17 protein-coding genes, 3 tRNA genes and 2 rRNA genes are annotated in these 14842 nt (G+C 58.1%); all 22 read left to right on the plus strand.

Annotation, left to right across the window (positions count from 1 at the left end):
- Nucleotides 1-229 precede the first annotated feature (229 nt).
- The 22 genes from HWW87_RS33690 to rpsH all read left to right on the plus strand — a co-directional run bounded on the left by HWW87_RS33690 (nucleotide 230) and on the right by rpsH (nucleotide 14832).
- Nucleotides 230-3111: ribosomal RNA gene (locus tag HWW87_RS33690) — 23S ribosomal RNA — on the plus strand.
- Nucleotides 3112-3265: 154 nt separating this feature from the next.
- Nucleotides 3266-3378 (plus strand): 5S ribosomal RNA (gene rrf, locus HWW87_RS33695).
- Nucleotides 3379-5482: 2104 nt separating this feature from the next.
- Nucleotides 5483-5568, plus strand: a tRNA-Tyr gene (locus tag HWW87_RS33700).
- Between the two features lie 43 nt (nucleotides 5569-5611).
- Nucleotides 5612-5685 (plus strand) — tRNA-Gly (locus HWW87_RS33705).
- Nucleotides 5686-5707: 22 nt separating this feature from the next.
- Nucleotides 5708-5782 (plus strand) — tRNA-Thr (locus HWW87_RS33710).
- A gap of 66 nt (nucleotides 5783-5848) precedes the next feature.
- Nucleotides 5849-7039, plus strand: coding sequence for an elongation factor Tu (gene tuf / locus HWW87_RS33715; protein WP_011350666.1), 1191 nt, complete (start codon nucleotides 5849-5851; stop codon nucleotides 7037-7039).
- A 284-nt stretch (nucleotides 7040-7323) separates the two neighbouring features.
- Complete coding sequence (gene rpsJ / locus HWW87_RS33720) at nucleotides 7324-7635, plus strand: 30S ribosomal protein S10 (protein ID WP_004199280.1); 312 nt, start codon at nucleotides 7324-7326, stop codon at nucleotides 7633-7635.
- A 178-nt stretch (nucleotides 7636-7813) separates the two neighbouring features.
- Nucleotides 7814-8464 carry a 50S ribosomal protein L3 gene (gene rplC, locus HWW87_RS33725; protein WP_006482922.1) on the plus strand — a complete coding sequence of 217 codons (651 nt, stop codon included), beginning with the start codon at nucleotides 7814-7816 and terminating at the stop codon, nucleotides 8462-8464.
- Complete coding sequence (gene rplD, locus HWW87_RS33730) at nucleotides 8464-9084, plus strand: 50S ribosomal protein L4 (protein ID WP_006477192.1); 621 nt, start codon at nucleotides 8464-8466, stop codon at nucleotides 9082-9084. The genes rplC and rplD overlap by 1 nt, the downstream gene beginning before the upstream one ends.
- Nucleotides 9081-9395 (plus strand): 50S ribosomal protein L23, encoded by a 315-nt coding sequence (rplW, locus tag HWW87_RS33735; protein WP_004199275.1) that lies wholly within the window; start codon nucleotides 9081-9083, stop codon nucleotides 9393-9395. Before rplD ends, rplW begins: the two co-directional genes overlap by 4 nt.
- 2 nt (nucleotides 9396-9397) lie before the next feature.
- Nucleotides 9398-10225, plus strand: a complete 828-nt coding sequence (gene rplB / locus HWW87_RS33740; RefSeq protein WP_006482900.1) for a 50S ribosomal protein L2 — start codon at nucleotides 9398-9400, stop codon at nucleotides 10223-10225.
- 10 nt (nucleotides 10226-10235) lie between these two features.
- Complete coding sequence (rpsS, locus tag HWW87_RS33745) at nucleotides 10236-10511, plus strand: 30S ribosomal protein S19 (RefSeq protein ID WP_004199273.1); 276 nt, start codon at nucleotides 10236-10238, stop codon at nucleotides 10509-10511.
- A gap of 12 nt (nucleotides 10512-10523) precedes the next feature.
- Nucleotides 10524-10853, plus strand: coding sequence for a 50S ribosomal protein L22 (gene rplV, locus HWW87_RS33750; RefSeq protein WP_007730533.1), 330 nt, complete (start codon nucleotides 10524-10526; stop codon nucleotides 10851-10853).
- 11 nt (nucleotides 10854-10864) lie between these two features.
- Nucleotides 10865-11665, plus strand: coding sequence for a 30S ribosomal protein S3 (gene rpsC, locus HWW87_RS33755; RefSeq protein WP_006482899.1), 801 nt, complete (start codon nucleotides 10865-10867; stop codon nucleotides 11663-11665).
- 2 nt (nucleotides 11666-11667) lie between these two features.
- Nucleotides 11668-12084, plus strand: a complete 417-nt coding sequence (rplP, locus tag HWW87_RS33760; protein ID WP_006752927.1) for a 50S ribosomal protein L16 — start codon at nucleotides 11668-11670, stop codon at nucleotides 12082-12084.
- 9 nt (nucleotides 12085-12093) lie between these two features.
- Entirely contained in the window at nucleotides 12094-12288 is a 195-nt protein-coding gene (gene rpmC / locus HWW87_RS33765) for a 50S ribosomal protein L29 (protein ID WP_006400652.1), read from the plus strand.
- The gene (rpsQ, locus tag HWW87_RS33770) at nucleotides 12285-12557 is read left to right on the plus strand and encodes a 30S ribosomal protein S17 (protein ID WP_047899582.1); all 273 of its coding nucleotides are present in this window, start codon (nucleotides 12285-12287) and stop codon (nucleotides 12555-12557) included. The genes rpmC and rpsQ overlap by 4 nt, the downstream gene beginning before the upstream one ends.
- A 309-nt stretch (nucleotides 12558-12866) precedes the next feature.
- Nucleotides 12867-13235: a 50S ribosomal protein L14 gene (gene rplN / locus HWW87_RS33775; protein ID WP_006482918.1), complete on the plus strand. Its 369-nt coding sequence runs from the start codon at nucleotides 12867-12869 to the stop codon at nucleotides 13233-13235.
- A gap of 9 nt (nucleotides 13236-13244) precedes the next feature.
- Nucleotides 13245-13553, plus strand: a complete 309-nt coding sequence (rplX, locus tag HWW87_RS33780; RefSeq protein WP_006477187.1) for a 50S ribosomal protein L24 — start codon at nucleotides 13245-13247, stop codon at nucleotides 13551-13553.
- Between the two features lie 16 nt (nucleotides 13554-13569).
- A complete protein-coding gene (gene rplE, locus HWW87_RS33785; RefSeq protein ID WP_174390717.1) occupies nucleotides 13570-14109 on the plus strand; it encodes a 50S ribosomal protein L5 in 540 nt (179 codons plus the stop codon).
- Between the two features lie 7 nt (nucleotides 14110-14116).
- A complete protein-coding gene (rpsN, locus tag HWW87_RS33790; protein WP_006482884.1) occupies nucleotides 14117-14422 on the plus strand; it encodes a 30S ribosomal protein S14 in 306 nt (101 codons plus the stop codon).
- Nucleotides 14423-14436: 14 nt separating this feature from the next.
- Nucleotides 14437-14832: a 30S ribosomal protein S8 gene (gene rpsH, locus HWW87_RS33795; protein WP_006477185.1), complete on the plus strand. Its 396-nt coding sequence runs from the start codon at nucleotides 14437-14439 to the stop codon at nucleotides 14830-14832.
- Nucleotides 14833-14842 lie beyond the last annotated feature (10 nt).

Genomic DNA, 14842 nt, shown 5'->3' on the forward strand with positions numbered 1-14842 from the left:
GAGGATATCAACAGATATCGGCTGTCGTTCTTTAACAATCTGGAAGAAGTAAGTAATTTGGATAGCGGAAGCGTCTCGAGATGGACGTGGAAACTATCCGGGTTGTGATTGTATCGATGTATCTCAAGATGATTCGAACTCTAAGTTTGACTCAATTGGAATACGGCACAACGCGAGAACTCAACCTGTAGCGACTGTAGCGTCGAAAGATGAGACAGACTCGTTATAGGGTCAAGCGAACAAGTGCATGTGGTGGATGCCTTGGCGATCACAGGCGATGAAGGACGCGGTAGCCTGCGAAAAGCTACGGGGAGCTGGCAAACGAGCTTTGATCCGTAGATGTCCGAATGGGGAAACCCGGCCCTTTTGGGTCATCCTAGACTGAATACATAGGTCTAGTGAAGCGAACGCGGTGAACTGAAACATCTAAGTAACCGCAGGAAAAGAAATCAACCGAGATTCCCAAAGTAGTGGCGAGCGAAATGGGATGAGCCTTGCACTCTTTATTTGTATTGTTAGCCGAACGCTCTGGAAAGTGCGGCCATAGCAGGTGATAGCCCTGTAGGCGAAAACAGTATGAAAGAACTAGGTGTGCGACAAGTAGGGCGGGACACGTGAAATCCTGTCTGAAGATGGGGGGACCATCCTCCAAGGCTAAATACTCGTGATCGACCGATAGTGAACCAGTACCGTGAGGGAAAGGTGAAAAGAACCCCGGGAGGGGAGTGAAATAGATCCTGAAACCGCATGCATACAAACAGTCGGAGCCTCGTAAGGGGTGACGGCGTACCTTTTGTATAATGGGTCAGCGACTTACGTTCAGTAGCAAGCTTAACCGTATAGGGCAGGCGTAGCGAAAGCGAGTCCGAATAGGGCGTTCAGTTGCTGGGCGTAGACCCGAAACCAAGTGATCTATCCATGGCCAGGATGAAGGTGCGGTAACACGTACTGGAGGTCCGAACCCACTAACGTTGAAAAGTTAGGGGATGAGCTGTGGATAGGGGTGAAAGGCTAAACAAACTTGGAAATAGCTGGTTCTCTCCGAAAACTATTTAGGTAGTGCCTCGTGTCTCACCTTCGGGGGTAGAGCACTGTCATGGTTGGGGGGTCTATTGCAGATTACCCCGCCATAGCAAACTCCGAATACCGAAGAGTGCAATCACGGGAGACAGACATCGGGTGCTAACGTCCGGTGTCAAGAGGGAAACAACCCAGACCGCCAGCTAAGGTCCCCAAATATAGCTAAGTGGGAAACGAAGTGGGAAGGCTAAAACAGTCAGGAGGTTGGCTTAGAAGCAGCCACCCTTTAAAGAAAGCGTAATAGCTCACTGATCGAGTCGTCCTGCGCGGAAGATGTAACGGGGCTAAGCTATATACCGAAGCTGCGGATGCGAGCTTTGCTCGCATGGTAGGAGAGCGTTCTGTAAGCCTGCGAAGGTGTCTCGGAAGGGATGCTGGAGGTATCAGAAGTGCGAATGCTGACATGAGTAGCGATAAAGGGGGTGAAAGGCCCCCTCGCCGTAAGCCCAAGGTTTCCTACGCAACGTTCATCGGCGTAGGGTGAGTCGGCCCCTAAGGCGAGGCAGAAATGCGTAGCTGATGGGAAGCAGGTCAATATTCCTGCACCATTGTTAGATGCGATGGGGGGACGGATCGCGGAAGGTTGTCCGGGTGTTGGAAGTCCCGGTCGCTGCATTGGAGAAGGCGCTTAGGCAAATCCGGGCGCGGAATTCAAGGGTGTGGCGCGAGCTCCCTAGGGAGCGAAGCAATTGGAAGTGGTTCCAAGAAAAGCCTCTAAGCTTCAGTCTAACGATGACCGTACCGCAAACCGACACAGGTGGGCGAGATGAGTATTCTAAGGCGCTTGAGAGAACTCGGGAGAAGGAACTCGGCAAATTGGTACCGTAACTTCGGGATAAGGTACGCCCTTGTAGCTTGATGCCCCTGCGGGCAAAGGGTGAAGGGGTTGCAATAAACTGGTGGCTGCGACTGTTTAATAAAAACACAGCACTCTGCAAACACGAAAGTGGACGTATAGGGTGTGACGCCTGCCCGGTGCCGGAAGATTAAATGATGGGGTGCAAGCTCTTGATTGAAGTCCCGGTAAACGGCGGCCGTAACTATAACGGTCCTAAGGTAGCGAAATTCCTTGTCGGGTAAGTTCCGACCTGCACGAATGGCGTAACGATGGCCACACTGTCTCCTCCCGAGACTCAGCGAAGTTGAAGTGTTTGTGATGATGCAATCTACCCGCGGCTAGACGGAAAGACCCCATGAACCTTTACTGTAGCTTTGCATTGGACTTTGAACCGATCTGTGTAGGATAGGTGGGAGGCTATGAAACCGGAACGCTAGTTTCGGTGGAGCCGTCCTTGAAATACCACCCTGGTTTGTTTGAGGTTCTAACCTTGGCCCGTGATCCGGGTCGGGGACAGTGCATGGTAGGCAGTTTGACTGGGGCGGTCTCCTCCCAAAGCGTAACGGAGGAGTACGAAGGTACGCTAGGTACGGTCGGAAATCGTGCTGATAGTGCAATGGCATAAGCGTGCTTAACTGCGAGACCGACAAGTCGAGCAGGTGCGAAAGCAGGTCATAGTGATCCGGTGGTTCTGTATGGAAGGGCCATCGCTCAACGGATAAAAGGTACTCTGGGGATAACAGGCTGATACCGCCCAAGAGTTCATATCGACGGCGGTGTTTGGCACCTCGATGTCGGCTCATCTCATCCTGGGGCTGTAGCCGGTCCCAAGGGTATGGCTGTTCGCCATTTAAAGAGGTACGTGAGCTGGGTTTAAAACGTCGTGAGACAGTTTGGTCCCTATCTGCCGTGGGCGTTGGATATTTGAAGGGGGCTGCTCCTAGTACGAGAGGACCGGAGTGGACGAACCTCTGGTGTACCGGTTGTCACGCCAGTGGCATCGCCGGGTAGCTATGTTCGGAAGAGATAACCGCTGAAAGCATCTAAGCGGGAAACTCGCCTTAAGATGAGATATCCCTGGGGACTAGATCCCCTTGAAGGGTCGTTCGAGACCAGGACGTTGATAGGTCAGGTGTGTAAGCGCAGTAATGCGTTCAGCTAACTGATACTAATTGCCCGTAAGGCTTGATCCTATAACAAGTCTGCCTTGTAGATCGGCGCCGTGTGCAAGCACTGGCCGCGATCCAGAGCGACAAGTTGGATTCTCGTGTGTGATACACACAACCTAAATTACTGCTTCTTCCAAGATTGGTTCTGTTGGCCACGCCAGCAGAACAACCCCCTTTGCCTGATGACCATAGCGAGTCGGTCCCACCCCTTCCCATCCCGAACAGGACCGTGAAACGACTCTACGCCGATGATAGTGCGGATTCCCGTGTGAAAGTAGGTAATCGTCAGGCTCCCTAAGCCAGAAACCCCCGCCCGAAAGGCGGGGGTTTTTGCATTGGCGCGGCGGAAAAAGCATCCTGCGAGCGCCATGCGGCATGAGCTGGGTGTCGAAGGCGTCGACCCCAATCGGAATCACTGCCATGAGATTGGCGCAAAATGCACCTCGCTTGTCGGGGTGTCTGCATGCCAGTAACTGGTGTTGCTGAAGCCACCGCCCTTCTACTCTTGTTCGCTCTGGTGGCCATTAGAGCTGCAATGGGAAATCGGCCTTGCCCGGCGCCGGCCGCGATCAGACGTTGCTAGTTCTCGTCATCTGATAATCGATCAACACGCGTTGATCACCGGTGTATTGAGCGCATCTTCTGCCAAGGTCGATATATATCGTGTGGCAGCGGAATGCGCCTTGCGTTCGTTCAGCCTTCCGCGTGTTATTGGCAGTAGTGGACAGGATGTCACCGCTCCCGGCTCCCTTGTCGCATGAATCCGCGTGGCCGAACTGCGCCAGGAGAGGCGCGACATTGCTATCAAGCGCCATTCTCGGTCCAACTCGCCATATCTCGCCTTGAAAGAACCTCATCGACACGAGGCACAGGCTTGAGTCGAGGCAAGAAGCGGCCCGACTGAGGAGCTGGCCGCGCCGTGTGCGTATTGCAGGTCGACCAAGATCAAAAATCGGCGGGGTAAGGTCACCACTCGTTGACCTTCCTGTACCGCGTAGATTTCCTCGATCAGCAAATAGGCGGCACTGCCTACGCGGTCTCGCCCTTCGCCCATCGGCGCGCGAAGTGTGGGCTGCCTGCGTCGACGCCTGGCGGGTGTTCCGTGCGTGCCATATTCCGATCGCTGAACGGAGAGTCTCCAGCGCGTGGACGCTGGTGCACCGTGCTTTGGTCTTGATCCCCCTTCAGCTCGAGCATTGCCGGACAGCGCACGTCGGATGTCGATGCTCCGGCGCCACATATCGGCTTATAACGTTTTCGGGAGCGTGAGGTGATGGCGAGGGCGCCTGCGTCGAATCCGGCGCGGACATTCGCGTTCAGTTGGACGAGGCGGGCACCGTCCGAGCAGTTGTGATATCGCGTGGACGCCGAAGATTCGCTGCGATGACGTTAGGCGGCTTGCACGACGAGACGTGGCGGCGCCAAGCAGCGGAACATTCGATGCGGCGGCAACAAGGTTATGGAGAGGCAGGGAAGGTTATGGAGAGGCAGGGCTCTGGACCTGGACGTACGTCGTCGTCAAGTGGCGGCTGTAAGCACATCAAGGCGTGCAGAATCATCGGATTCATCCTGCGGAACGTCGTCGGACCAACGCGTGCCGATTCATCGATTGTGCCGCGCGCTAGCCGACGTGCGTCCAACTCGCGCACCCGCCATCGAGCGTCGCCTTCAACTCTTGATACGCCCCAAGCGCCGAGCATGCCTCTTGGGCTCCGCGGTGACGCTGTCAGCCAGGCGTTGCTGTCGGATCCTCCCGATCGGCCCCGAACGGCACCAGGCGTCTGCCGGAACCGTGGCATGTGCAGTTTCAACCGAAAAGAATGTCGTTGCAGAGCAAGCGGGCGCATGGAGAATTTGTAGCGGAGGTAGAAGGGCGACTCGAGACGGTATCGTGCCTTCCGGTGAGCCCGTCGAACGCAGCGGTGATCGAATTCGGTGATGGAGCCGGCCCGCCGCAATTGCCGGAGAGGGCGCGAAAGCCTTGCACGCACATGGCGCCCTGATCGCGAGACCTCGCAGTATGCGGCGCCGGCTGCAGAGCCTCGTGCAGTGCGTCTATTCCGCGCTGGAAGCACCACCGAACCTCCCGCGAGCAACCGCCAGTCGGCTCGCCAAACCCGCCCGGCATGAAATTTGCCGAAATTTGCGTCTACCCGCTTGGCATTGTGCGAAAGAGGTCGTATGATGGCGGTCTTTCGTTTTTAGCGCAGATGCAGATCGGCGTTGAAGGCGGAGTCTGACGAAGATGTGGTGCCGGTCAGCAACATCTCGCGCTTGCCTTAGCCGGGCGAGGGCGGGGATCGGCGGGAAGCGGAAGTCGGGGAGAGAGCGAAAATAATCTTCCGGATGTGCTTGACAGGAGTGCGATGCACCCCCATAATCGTCAGTTCTCTACGGAGGGGTGCCCGAGTGGCTAAAGGGGGCAGACTGTAAATCTGTTGGCTTACGCCTACGTTGGTTCGAATCCAACCTCCTCCACCAAGATATCAGCGCAGTGAGCGGTAAGGAATCGTTAGTGGCCCGTGCGGGTGTAGCTCAATGGTAGAGCAGAAGCCTTCCAAGCTTACGACGAGGGTTCGATTCCCTTCACCCGCTCCAGACCGCTAAGTTGAAGCGTAGCGCCCATGTGGCTCAGTGGTAGAGCACTCCCTTGGTAAGGGAGAGGTCGGCAGTTCGATCCTGCCCATGGGCACCAGCAGTAAAAAGTCAGTGTCTTGTTTGCGCGCGGCGCAACCTGTGAAATTCCTTCTGGGAGTCGAAAATGGCCAAGGGTAAATTTGAGCGGACCAAGCCGCACGTGAACGTTGGTACGATTGGTCACGTTGACCACGGCAAGACGACGCTGACGGCAGCGATCACGACGGTTCTGACGAAGAAGTTCGGCGGCGAAGCGAAGGCGTACGACCAGATCGACGCGGCACCGGAAGAAAAGGCGCGCGGCATCACGATCAACACGGCACACGTCGAGTACGAAACGGCTAACCGCCACTACGCACACGTCGACTGCCCGGGCCACGCTGACTATGTGAAGAACATGATCACGGGCGCAGCGCAGATGGACGGCGCGATCCTGGTGTGCTCGGCAGCAGACGGCCCGATGCCGCAAACGCGTGAGCACATCCTGCTGGCGCGTCAGGTTGGCGTTCCGTACATCATCGTGTTCCTGAACAAGTGCGACATGGTGGACGACGCGGAACTGCTCGAGCTGGTCGAGATGGAAGTTCGCGAACTCCTGTCGAAGTACGACTTCCCGGGCGACGACACGCCGATCGTGAAGGGTTCGGCGAAGCTGGCGCTGGAAGGCGACACGGGCGAGCTGGGCGAAGTGGCGATCATGAGCCTGGCCGATGCGCTGGACACGTACATCCCGACGCCGGAGCGTGCAGTTGACGGCGCGTTCCTGATGCCGGTGGAAGACGTGTTCTCGATCTCGGGTCGTGGTACGGTGGTGACGGGTCGTGTCGAGCGCGGCATCGTGAAGGTCGGCGAGGAAATCGAAATCGTCGGTATCAAGCCGACGGTGAAGACGACCTGCACGGGCGTTGAAATGTTCCGCAAGCTGCTGGACCAAGGTCAGGCAGGCGACAACGTTGGTATCCTGCTGCGCGGCACGAAGCGTGAAGACGTGGAGCGTGGCCAGGTTCTGGCGAAGCCGGGTTCGATCACGCCGCACACGCACTTCACGGCTGAAGTGTACGTGCTGAGCAAGGACGAAGGCGGCCGTCACACGCCGTTCTTCAACAACTACCGTCCGCAGTTCTACTTCCGTACGACGGACGTGACGGGCTCGATCGAGCTGCCGAAGGACAAGGAAATGGTGATGCCGGGCGACAACGTGTCGATCACGGTGAAGCTGATCGCTCCGATCGCGATGGAAGAAGGTCTGCGCTTCGCGATCCGCGAAGGCGGCCGTACCGTCGGCGCCGGCGTCGTCGCCAAGATCATCGAGTAATATCGACGATCCGCGGATCCCGATGGGGTCCGCGATTCCCGCGGTACGCGGTTGTACCGCCGAAACCGGGTGTCCAGTTTGCGCTGGCGCCCGGTTTTTTTTCCGGCGGCGCGTTGCGCGCACCGAGAAACACGCAACACTACTTCGGAATTTCGTGTAGAATCGCGGGCTTAGCAGTGGAAGTACTGTCCGGAACCTGATGCTTCGCTCCCCGCTGGCGTCATGTTTCACGTTCTTTTAGTGTCCGGCGATGCAACATCGCCTCGCTCTTTCAAGGAATTGTCATGCAGCAACAGAAAATCCGCATTCGCCTGAAGGCATTCGACTATCGTCTGATCGATCAATCGGCTGCCGAAATCGTCGATACCGCGAAGCGGACTGGCGCAATCGTCCGTGGCCCGGTGCCGCTGCCGACGCGCATTCAGCGTTTTGACATCCTGCGTTCGCCGCACGTCAACAAGACGTCGCGCGATCAGCTCGAAATCCGCACCCACCAGCGCCTGATGGACATCGTCGACCCGACGGACAAGACCGTTGACGCGCTGATGAAGCTCGACCTGCCGGCTGGCGTCGACGTGGAAATCAAGCTGCAGTAAGGCTTCCGGCGCTGTCCGGCTTGTCGGGTGGTGCTAAGTCTTTGTATTGCTTGCGGAAATCGGAAAGTCGGGCTATACTGCTTGGCTTTTCGCGTATTCGCGTAAAAAAGTTGGGCCTTGCGTGCCCGGCATTTTGTAAATCAGCCCCGACCAATCGCAGTCGGGAATGGAGAAAATGATGAGCCTTGGACTCGTAGGTCGCAAGGTTGGCATGACCCGTATCTTCACGGCTGAAGGGGATTCGATTCCCGTCACCGTGCTGGACGTGTCGGACAACCGCGTGACGCAGATCAAGACTGTTGAAACCGACGGCTACACGGCCGTGCAGGTTGCATTCGGCTCCCGCCGCGCATCGCGCGTGACGAAGCCGCTGGCAGGTCATCTCGCCAAAGCCGGTGTCGAAGCCGGTGAAATCCTCAAGGAATTCCGCATTGACGCGGCCAAGGCAGCCGAGCTGTCGAATGGCGCCGTGGTCGGTGCAGATCTTTTCGAAGTGGGCCAGAAGGTCGACGTGCAAGGCGTGTCGATCGGTAAGGGCTACGCCGGTACGATCAAGCGTTACAACTTCTCCTCCGGCCGTGCCACGCACGGTAACTCGCGCTCGCACAACGTGCCGGGCTCGATCGGTATGGCGCAGGATCCGGGTCGTGTTTTCCCGGGTAAACGCATGACGGGTCACATGGGTGACGTGACGGTGACGGTGCAGAACCTCGAAATCGCTCGTATCGACGCAGAGCGCAAGCTGCTGCTCGTGAAGGGTGCGATTCCGGGCGCGAAGGGCGGTAAGGTCTTCGTGACGCCGGCCGTCAAGACCAAGGGGGCGAAATAATGGAACTCAAGCTCCTGAACGAAAATGGTCAGGAAGGTGCAGTGGTCAACGCATCGGACGTCGTGTTCGGTCGTGACTACAACGAAGCGCTGATCCACCAGGTCGTCGTCGCTTACCAGGCGAATGCTCGCCAGGGTAACCGCGCACAGAAGGACCGTGAGCAAGTCAAGCACACGACCAAGAAGCCGTGGCGCCAGAAGGGTACGGGCCGCGCTCGTGCCGGTATGTCGTCGAGCCCGCTGTGGCGTGGCGGTGGTCGTATCTTCCCGAATTCGCCGGAAGAAAACTTCTCGCACAAGGTCAACAAGAAGATGCATCGCGCAGGTCTCTGCTCGATCTTCTCGCAGCTGGCCCGTGAAGGCCGTCTGTCGGTCGTCGAGGACATCATCCTCGAAGCGCCGAAGACCAAGCTGCTGGCCGACAAATTCAAGACCATGGGTCTCGACTCCGTGCTGATCATCACCGACACGGTCGACGAGAACCTGTACCTGGCTTCGCGCAACCTGCCGCACGTGGCGATTGTCGAGCCGCGCTACGCTGACCCGCTGTCGCTGATCTACTTCAAGAAAGTGCTGGTCACGAAGGCTGCGGTCGCCCAGATCGAGGAGTTGCTGTCATGAGCGAGATTCGCAAGAACGATCATCGTTTGATGCAGGTCCTGCTCGCACCGGTGATCTCGGAAAAGGCGACGCTGGTTGCCGACAAGAACGAGCAAGTCGTGTTCGAAGTCGCACCGGATGCCACGAAGCAGGAAGTGAAGGCGGCTGTCGAGCTGCTGTTCAAGGTTGAAGTTGATTCGGTCAACGTGCTGGTTCAGAAGGGCAAGCAAAAGCGCTTCGGCCGTTCGATGGGCCGCCGCAAGGACGTGAAGAAGGCGTACGTTTGCCTGAAGCCCGGCCAGGAAATCAACTTTGAAGCGGAGGCCAAGTAATCATGGCAATCGTTAAAGTTAAGCCGACATCGCCGGGTCGCCGCGCGATGGTCAAGGTGGTCAACAAGAACCTGCACCAGGGCAAGCCGTTCGCGGCACTGCTCGATTCGCAGAGCTCGACCGCCGGCCGTAACAACAACGGTCGTATCACCACGCGTCACAAGGGTGGTGGTCACAAGCAACACTATCGTATCGTCGATTTCCGTCGCACGAAGGATGGCATCCCGGCAAAGGTCGAGCGTCTCGAGTACGACCCGAACCGCAGCGCGAACATCGCGCTGGTGCTCTACGCAGACGGCGAACGTCGCTACATCATCGCCCCGAAGGGCCTGACCGTCGGCCAACAGCTGATGTCGGGTTCGGAAGCGCCGATCCGTGCAGGCAACACGCTGCCGATCCGCAACATTCCGGTCGGTACGACGATCCACTGCATCGAGATGCTGCCGGGCAAGGGCGCGCAAATGGCGCGTTCGGCTGGCACGTCGGCCATGCTGCTGGCGCGTGAAGGCGTCTACGCGCAGGTTCGTCTGCGTTCGGGCGAAATCCGCCGCGTGCACATCGAGTGCCGTGCAACGATCGGTGAAGTCGGCAACGAAGAGCATAGCCTGCGCCAGATCGGCAAGGCTGGCGCGAACCGCTGGCGCGGTATCCGCCCGACGGTGCGTGGCGTTGCGATGAACCCGGTTGATCACCCGCACGGTGGTGGTGAGGGCAAGACGGCTGCAGGTCGCGACCCGGTGAGCCCGTGGGGTACGCCGGCTAAGGGTTACCGCACCCGCAGCAACAAGCGCACGACGACGATGATCGTCCAGCGCCGTCACAAGCGTTAAGGAGTAGGCAATGGCACGTTCTGTTAAAAAAGGTCCGTTCTGCGACGCCCATTTGCTGAAGAAAGTTGAGGCGGCTGCAGCTTCGCGCGACAAAAAGCCGATCAAGACCTGGTCGCGTCGCTCGACGATTCTGCCGGATTTCATCGGCCTGACGATCGCTGTTCACAACGGCCGTCAACACGTTCCGGTGTACATCTCGGAAAACATGGTCGGCCACAAGCTTGGCGAGTTCGCACTGACCCGTACGTTCAAGGGTCACGCAGCCGACAAGAAGGCCAAGAAATAAGGGGCAATCAAGATGGAAGTGAAAGCAATTCATCGCGGTGCCCGCATCTCGGCGCAGAAAACGCGCCTTGTGGCTGACCAGATCCGCGGTTTGCCGGTCGACAAGGCGCTGAACGTTCTGACGTTCTCGCCGAAGAAGGCGGCTGGCATCGTGAAGAAGGTTGTGCTGTCGGCAATCGCGAATGCGGAGCACAACGAAGGCGCTGATATCGACGAGCTCAAGATCACGAGCATCTACGTCGACAAGGCTGCATCGCTCAAGCGTTTCACCGCGCGCGCCAAGGGCCGCGGTAACCGCATCGAGAAGCAATCCTGTCACATCACTGTGACGGTCGGGAATTAAGGAGCCATACGATGGGACAGAAAATTCATCCGACTGGCTTCCGCCTGGCTGTCAGCCGCAATTGGGCTTCGCGTTGGTACGCGAACAACAACAATTTCGCGGCGATGCTGCAGGAAGACATCGGTGTTCGTGAGTACCTGAAGAAGAAGCTGAAGAACGCTTCGGTCGGTCGGGTCGTCATCGAGCGTCCGGCGAAGAACGCGCGCATCACGATTTACAGCTCGCGTCCGGGCGTGGTCATCGGCAAGAAGGGCGAGGATATCGAACAGCTGAAGACGGAACTGCAACGCCGCATGGGCGTGCCGGTTCACGTCAACATCGAGGAAATCCGCAAGCCGGAAACCGATGCTCAGCTGATCGCCGACTCGATCACGCAACAGCTCGAGCGCCGGATCATGTTCCGTCGCGCGATGAAGCGTGCGATGCAGAACGCGATGCGTCTGGGTGCCCAAGGCATCAAGATCATGAGCGCAGGCCGTCTGAACGGTATCGAAATCGCTCGTACGGAGTGGTATCGCGAAGGTCGCGTGCCGCTTCACACGCTGCGTGCGGATATCGACTACGCGACCTCGGAAGCGAAGACGACTTACGGGATCATCGGCGTCAAGGTGTGGGTCTACAAGGGCGATACGCTCGGCCGCAACGACGCACCGGTGGTGGAAGAAGTAGCCGAAGACAAGCGTCCGCGTCGCAATGCGCGTCCGGGCGACCGTCGTCCGCGCCGTGACGGCGAAGGCGGCGCTCCGGGTGCTCGTCGTGGCGCACCGCGCCGCGGCGCCGGCAAGCCCGAAGACGGCAAGACTGGAGAATAACGATGCTGCAACCGAAACGCAGAAAGTATCGTAAAGAGCAGAAGGGTCGTAACACCGGCAAGGCGACGCGCGGCAACGCAGTGTCGTTCGGTGACTTCGGCCTGAAGGCGATCGGTCGCGGTCGTTTGACCGCCCGTCAAATTGAAGCGGCGCGTCGTGCAATGACGCGTCACATCAAGCGTGGCGGCCGCATCTGGATCCGGATCTTCCCGGACAAGCCGATTTCGCAGAAGCCGGCCGAAGTGCGTATGGGTAACGGTAAGGGTAACCCGGAGTACTACGTCGCCGAGATTCAGCCGGGCAAGATGCTCTATGAAATGGACGGCGTAACCGAAGAACTGGCACGCGAAGCGTTCCGTCTGGCCGCAGCCAAGCTGCCGCTGAAGACGGCGTTCATCGTGCGCCAGCTCGGCGCCTAAGGAGAAAATATGAAGGCTTCCGAACTTCTCCAGAAAGACCAGGCCGCGCTCAACAAGGAGCTGGCGGACCTGCTGAAGGCGCAATTCGGCCTGCGCATGCAACTCGCGACCCAGCAGCTCACGAACACGAGCCAGCTGAAGAAGGTTCGTCGCGACATCGCACGTGTGCGGACCGTCATGACTCAGAAGGCGAACCAGAAATGAACGATAGCGTGAAAACCTCGCTGAAGCGGACGCTGGTCGGTCGGGTCGTCAGCAACAAGATGGACAAGACCGTCACCGTGCTGATCGAGCACCGCGTCAAGCACCCGATCTACGGCAAGTATGTCGTGCGCTCGAAGAAGTACCACGCGCACGATGAAGCGAACACCTGCAACGAAGGCGATCTCGTCGAAATCCAGGAAACTCGTCCTGTTTCGAAGACGAAGGCCTGGGCGGTGTCGCGCCTCGTCGAAGCAGCTCGCGTCATCTAAGCGGGCAGTGCAGTAGGCAGTAACAAGCACTTCTCCACGAAGTGCTTGAAATCGCAAAGTTTTTGCTTGCGTGACCAGGGTTATTTGTTATAATCCTGGTCTTCCCTCTTTATGGGAGCCCCGTCGCGGGCGAAATTGGTGGGGGAAGCGGACTGGCGCCAGCCTGTCTGAAAGATTCACCGAATTGCGATGGCGGGTTTCGTTTGCCGTCGCTGCTGTTCCAACCCAAGCAGCCGATTGGCTGACGGGACCAAGACTGACCGAATGCATCATGGTGGTGCATCCGGATTAAGTTGGGAAAGACAAACCATGATCCAGACCGAATCTCGGCTCGAAGTAGCCGACAACACGGGTGCACGTGAAGTCCTGTGCATCAAGGTGCTCGGCGGCTCGAAGCGTCGTTATGCCGGCATTGGCGACATCATCAAGGTGAGCGTCAAAGAGGCAACGCCGCGCGGGCGCGTGAAGAAAGGCGAAATTTACAACGCCGTGGTGGTCCGCACCGCCAAGGGCGTACGCCGTCAAGACGGCTCGCTGATCAAGTTCGACGGCAACGCCGCTGTGCTTTTGAATAACAAGCTCGAGCCGATCGGCACCCGTATCTTCGGGCCGGTGACGCGTGAGCTGCGTAGCGAACGATTCATGAAGATCGTTTCGCTGGCGCCGGAAGTGCTGTAAGGAGTCGCGATGAACAAGATTCGCAAGGGTGACGAGGTCATCGTCGTCACTGGCAAGGACAAGGGCAAGCGCGGCGTCGTGCTGGCTGTCGGTGCTGAACATGTGACGGTCGAGGGTATCAACCTCGTCAAGAAGCATGTGAAGCCGAACCCGATGAAGGGTACGACGGGCGGCGTGGAAGCGAAGACGATGCCCCTGCATATTTCGAACGTCGCACTGGTCGACGCGAATGGCAAGGCGTCGCGTGTTGGCATCAAGGTCGAGGAAGGCAAGAAAGTTCGCTTCCTGAAGACGACCGGTGCCGTACTGAGCGCCTGACGCAGCGGAGTAAAAAATGGCTCGTTTTCAAGAGTTTTACAAAGAATCGGTTGTGCCCGGCCTGATCGAGAAGTTCGGTTACAAGTCGGTCATGGAAGTGCCGCGCATCACCAAGATCACGCTGAACATGGGTCTTGGCGAAGCGATCGCTGACAAGAAGATCATCGAGAACGCCGTTGGCGACCTCACGAAGATCGCCGGCCAGAAGCCGGTCGTCACGAAGGCCCGCAAGGCAATCGCAGGCTTCAAGATCCGCCAGGGTTACCCGATCGGCGCGATGGTGACGCTGCGTGGCCAAGCGATGTACGAATTCCTCGACCGTTTCGTGACGGTTGCCCTGCCCCGCGTGCGAGATTTCCGCGGTGTGTCGGGTCGTGCTTTCGATGGCCGTGGCAACTACAACATCGGTGTGAAAGAGCAGATCATTTTCCCCGAAATCGATTACGACAAGATCGACGCACTGCGTGGGCTGAACATCAGCATCACGACGACTGCGAAGACCGACGACGAAGCAAAGGCTCTGCTCGCCAGCTTCAAGTTCCCGTTCAGAAACTGAGGTTACCGTGGCTAAACTGGCACTGATCGAACGTGAAAAGAAGCGCGCCCGCCTGGTCGCGAAGTTCGCAGCAAAGCGCGAAGCGCTGAAGGCGATCGTCGAAGACCAAAGCAAGTCGGAAGAAGAGCGCTACGAAGCACGCCTGGAGCTGCAGCAACTGCCCCGCAACGCAAACCCGACCCGCCAGCGTAACCGCTGCGCGATCACGGGCCGTCCGCGTGGCACGTTCCGTAAATTCGGCCTCGCGCGTAACAAGATTCGTGAAATCGCATTCCGTGGCGAGATTCCTGGCCTGACCAAGGCGAGCTGGTAATAGGAGAAACGTAAATGAGCATGAGTGATCCTATCGCCGATATGCTGACTCGCATCCGCAACGCGCAGATGGTCGAGAAGGTATCGGTCGCGATGCCCTCGTCGAAGGTCAAGGTTGCAATCGCGCAAGTCCTGAAGGACGAAGGCTATATCGACGATTTCGCCGTGAAGGCGGAAGGTGCGAAGTCTGAACTGAATATCGCGCTGAAGTACTACGCAGGTCGCCCGGTCATCGAACGCCTCGAGCGCGTGTCGAAGCCTGGTCTGCGCGTGTACCGCGGCCGTAACGACATTCCGCAGGTCATGAATGGCCTCGGTGTGGCAATCGTGTCGACGCCGAAGGGCGTGATGACCGACCGCAAGGCGCGCGCTACCGGCGTCGGCGGCGAAGTCATCTGCTACGTCGCTTAAAGCCGAGGAG

It is taken from the genome of Burkholderia sp. BCC0419 (assembly GCF_902830285.1).
Taxonomy (GTDB): Bacteria; Pseudomonadota; Gammaproteobacteria; order Burkholderiales; family Burkholderiaceae; genus Burkholderia.